The organism is Methanofastidiosum sp. (genome assembly GCA_020854815.1).
GTDB lineage: Archaea > Methanobacteriota_B > Thermococci > Methanofastidiosales > Methanofastidiosaceae > Methanofastidiosum.
The window spans coordinates 1-4,283 of sequence record JAHKLW010000042.1; the positions used below are offsets into that span (position 1 = coordinate 1).

Below are 4,283 nucleotides of genomic sequence, written 5' to 3' on the forward strand. Positions count from 1 at the left end.
AATGGCAAATGGTTATAAGCAAAAAATAGCAAAACATAAGCAAAAAGTCGGGTGTGTAATAATATAAGGTGAAAAGTATAATAAATATTGTATAAGCCTTATATTTAAAGGACTTGGATATATTATATATAATATATCTATGTAATATATCTTGACAGAACAAAATTAAAAACACATCCGTTTTCGCCCAGAGTGGTCTGGATTCGAAATAAACGGATGTGTTTTTTGTTTATGTTAAAAACGAGACTTCGGATTATCGTGTTGAAAATGGCGGTTTAATTACCAGTTATTTGTTGGATTTGTGGCGTATTTTCCTTGAATTGCGACACAGCGCTTATGTATAGAGGTGAAATATACTATAATATACAATATAGGTAAATTAGCTTAAGTGATATGAACAAAGATGAATAAAAACATCCCTCCTAATATCTAAACGATTTGGAATAATGGCAAGAACATTAATATAATCCTGGTTACTAGATGGGCGGAAGGATTCTTTCAACATTAAAGTACCATAAAAAGCCGTTAGGTATGTTGTTTATATTTATAGGTTCATTTACCATTTTCGATATGATTAGCGGTAGAGAGATACTGACTCTCATCGATGGCCAAGAGGAAAGTTTTACGCTTCTCCTTCAGCAGATGAAGGAGACGTTCCTGGATGTTTCGAAACATCACCGTCTTTTTGGAACTGTAGTCAAGGCCAAGTTCGAAACAAAACTGGTGATAGAACTCGGAAACACTGACCGTCGAGAGATAGATATAGGAAAGTTGAAATAAATTAGGGTTTAAGCTTTTAGCAAAACAGCAGTAAACTAAAAGGGATGAATTTCGGCCAATAAAAACGGACGGGTTTTCCCACAATTTCCAGTTGACTGGTATACTTGACCGGTTGACCGAAAACGGTATAAGGATGTGCCTTGAAACCGATCCCCTAACCTCGATAAAGATATAAGCCAGGGCACCTGCCTCTAACTATTGTAAAAACGCATATGTGGGAGCTTTAGTCTACCAAAGCGCGTAAATTCTCACCCGCTAAATAATAGCGGGATTTTCTTTTATTGAGGGTAGATCAGTGGTTTGGGTTCTAATTGTTTAGGTTTTATATAAATAAATTATTTTAAAATATATTTATAGAGTATTGACAGAGGTATTTCGAGGGAATAGAATGTAGTTAGAGACCTAATAGAAAAATTATAGAAAGGGAGGTTTAAGATGAGCGAGAATAACCAAGCCGTAGTAAATGTTGGTAGAACTTATATATATTACGAACTAAAGATGAAAACTCCTACTCCAGAGTTTAAAGTAATGGGCTTCAAACCTTTAGCAGAAGATATCAATTTTGCAGTGTCAGCCTTTAATAAAAAGTATTTAAAAAGACGGCAGATTATAATCGTTGAAGTTGAAGACTTTCAGATAAGACTGTTATTAGTTGATGAAGAATTCATGAAAAAAACTTATTCAATTAGAGATATTGTATTTTTCAGCAAATATCTATTTAATGATAGAAACTGGCAAAGATTTAGTAGGGATAACAACACTTTATTCTACGCAGGAAGGAATGAGGAATTTACTGCGGAAGATGCCTATACTACTTTAATAGAAGAGAATCTTTTTCCGTATGATTACCTTGATTTTGAAGAACTTGATATTCCTTCGGAAGAAGACAATAACGAAGAAGACTTGAACATACTGAGTGAAGAGCCGGAATTAACAGATGAACAAGCGTTGGATGCTTTCAGATTACTATTAAGCACAAGAAATTTAGGTCATGAAAAAATACGGGAGTCCAAGGAAGAAGACATTATAAGCATAAAGGCCACCCTAACGAGATGGATAGTGAAATAATCTATTCAAGGAGGAGAATAATGCTTATACTTCAAAAAACTAATCATTGTAATAATAGAACGAGCCAGAGGGCCATTGACGATAAAAAAATATCAATAATCGTAACACATGGGAAATCAGTATATCATAAAGAGTATCTTTTGTATTATTTACTGACTAACCACCCATGCCCGCTAGGCACAACCACCAATGAAAATGGGCAAGGGGTTGCCTAAAACCTTTTTTCTGCTAAATTTTAATTATCAGGGTCAGAGGTTGAATGTATTTTGACGGTAATAACCTCGTTTACTAACCTAACCGGATTGCCTTTGAGCACAGCCAATTGTCGCCCCTTATCTTATCTTTAGAAGATGAGGGAACAGCACGAGTGTTAAACTTCGTATATCTCGGGCAATCAACCCTGAAATCTAAATTAAGCGGGAGTAATGCCAATGCAAGACATTTTAGAAACCTGTTGCGGACTCGACGTTCACAAGGAAACTGTAGTTGCCTGTCTTTTAAAAGGCGGTACAGATGCTAAGCCTGAAACTAACCTTCGTACTTTTCCCACATTAATACCTGGACTTGAGGAACTCAAGACCTGGTTAGAAGAAGAAAACTGTCGTCATGTAGCCATGGAAAGCACAGGGGTATATTGGCAGCCAGTCTATAATATCCTCGAAAGTGCCTTCGATGGCAACATGGTAGTAATTGTTGCGAATGCCCGGCATATGAAAAATGTTCCAGGCAAGAAAACTGACATGAAAGATGCCGAATGGATTGCTACCCTGCTACGGGCTGGACTTTTGCAAGGGAGCTTTATTCCCTCCCAGCCAATACGCAGATTGCGTGACTTGACCAGATACCGAAAAAGCATTGTTGAGGAAATTACCTCTCAGAAAAATCGGATTGAGAAACACCTGCAAAGTTGTGGATTCAAGCTTTCTACGTTCCTAACCGACATCTTTGGTGTATCTGGTAGGGCGATAATGGATCATCTTGCCCGCTACGGAAAGATCTCTTCCCAGGATGTTGATCAGTATGTTAAAAGAAGAGCCCGAGCCAAGTTAAACGAAATCAAACTCGCCGTTAACGGAAAAATGGACCGTCTTCAGAGAGAATTTCTTAAGATTTTGCTCAAACGATTAGATGAAAGTTACGAGCATCTTCAGCTAATTGAACAAAAGATTGACGAAGAACTTGAAAAATACCAACGTCAACTTGAGCAATTAGATGGGATTCCGGGAATTAGCAAGACTGCTGCGGCAGCTATACTGGCTGAAATCGGAATCGATATGACCCGTTTTAAAACTGCGGAGCATATCTGTTCCTGGGCTGGTTTGAGTCCCGGCAATAATGAAAGTGCCGGAAAAAAAAGTCTACCCGAATAACCCATGGTAACACCTATCTTAAACGGATTCTTTGCGAAGTTGCCTGGTCCATCACCAGGATGCGCCAAACCTATCTGTCAAAGTGGTACTGGAAGGTTAAGCAACGCCGCGGCGGTAAAAAAGCAGTTGTCGCATTAGCCAGAAAGCTCTTAGTCATTATCTACAACCTCTTAATAAATGATGTAGATTACAATGAACAGTGTTTTGAAGTGGTAAAAACAAAACAGGAACAGTATCGGGTTAAGAAGATTATTACTGAGGCCCGTAAACTTGGTCTGGAGGTGATTCAGCCTCCAAAGACCGCCTGAGATCTACCAGCTTCAAAGAGCGCTAACGTTTTGGCTAATGCAGGTAATTGTATGGGCTTGATTTCTTGTTCTCTTTTTCATTGTCTTAGCTTATAGAGATATTTGGTTTTCAAAGTTCGAGTTGAACTAATTTTCTTGTTAACACCGTAAAGGATTTAATCGCAACCGAATCTTCCGTTTTTCTCATTTCCGGTACGGTTTAAATAAACATTGCTGCCGATAATTAACATTACGTCAAAGTAAAAGAAAGACCCGCCACCCCGAAGGGCAACGAGTCTTCTTTGTGTACTTTGTCGAATCTTGAGGGGGTACGACCCCGAGGGGGCGACCGAAGGAAGCTCCCTCGAGCACTTTTTTAAATGTGATTAACGTCACTCATCCTTGTATAACCGAGAAATCTCACGTTTACCTTTTGAATTCAACTTGTGCAAATTTCGCACAAGTTAATTTTTATCTAATTGATAGAGATATTTGTGGAAGGACCTACAGCAAACAAATTGTAGATAAATTTTAACAAATTTTGCAGGAATTCGCCAAAATGAGGGAAGTATTTCGGATGGACATCGTGGCAGATAAATACAGCAGATGGATGTAGGATTTGAAAAACAAGGAGATTTATATATGGATAACCAATCATCGACGCCTGTACAAAAGAACTGCTCGCATGGGTACTGAGCGGATCTCTCGAAATCGATTTTGTTCTGGAAACCGTGAACCAACTCATCGAGAATTATGGTATCTCTTTGACAGCCGAGAC

3 protein-coding genes and 1 pseudogene are annotated in these 4,283 nt (G+C 38.3%); all 4 read left to right on the plus strand.

What is annotated here, in order from left to right:
- Positions 1-480: 480 nt before the first annotated feature.
- Positions 481-780 (plus strand): hypothetical protein, encoded by a 300-nt coding sequence (locus KO464_05505; GenBank protein ID MCC7572827.1) that lies wholly within the window; start codon positions 481-483, stop codon positions 778-780.
- Between the two features lie 435 nt (positions 781-1,215).
- Positions 1,216-1,848 (plus strand): hypothetical protein, encoded by a 633-nt coding sequence (locus tag KO464_05510; GenBank protein MCC7572828.1) that lies wholly within the window; start codon positions 1,216-1,218, stop codon positions 1,846-1,848.
- A 20-nt stretch (positions 1,849-1,868) separates the two neighbouring features.
- Complete coding sequence (locus tag KO464_05515; GenBank protein ID MCC7572829.1) at positions 1,869-2,063, plus strand: hypothetical protein; 195 nt, start codon at positions 1,869-1,871, stop codon at positions 2,061-2,063.
- Positions 2,064-2,279: 216 nt separating this feature from the next.
- Positions 2,280-3,526: pseudogene (locus KO464_05520) on the plus strand (IS110 family transposase).
- The last annotated feature ends 757 nt before the right edge of the window (positions 3,527-4,283 follow it).

Coding starts and splice junctions, on each gene's coding strand:
- KO464_05510 (MCC7572828.1), top strand. CDS start 1,216: ATGAGCGAGAATAACCAAGCCGTAGTAAATGTTGGTAGAACTTATATA.
- KO464_05505 (MCC7572827.1), top strand. CDS start 481: ATGGGCGGAAGGATTCTTTCAACATTAAAGTACCATAAAAAGCCGTTA.
- KO464_05515 (MCC7572829.1), top strand. CDS start 1,869: ATGCTTATACTTCAAAAAACTAATCATTGTAATAATAGAACGAGCCAG.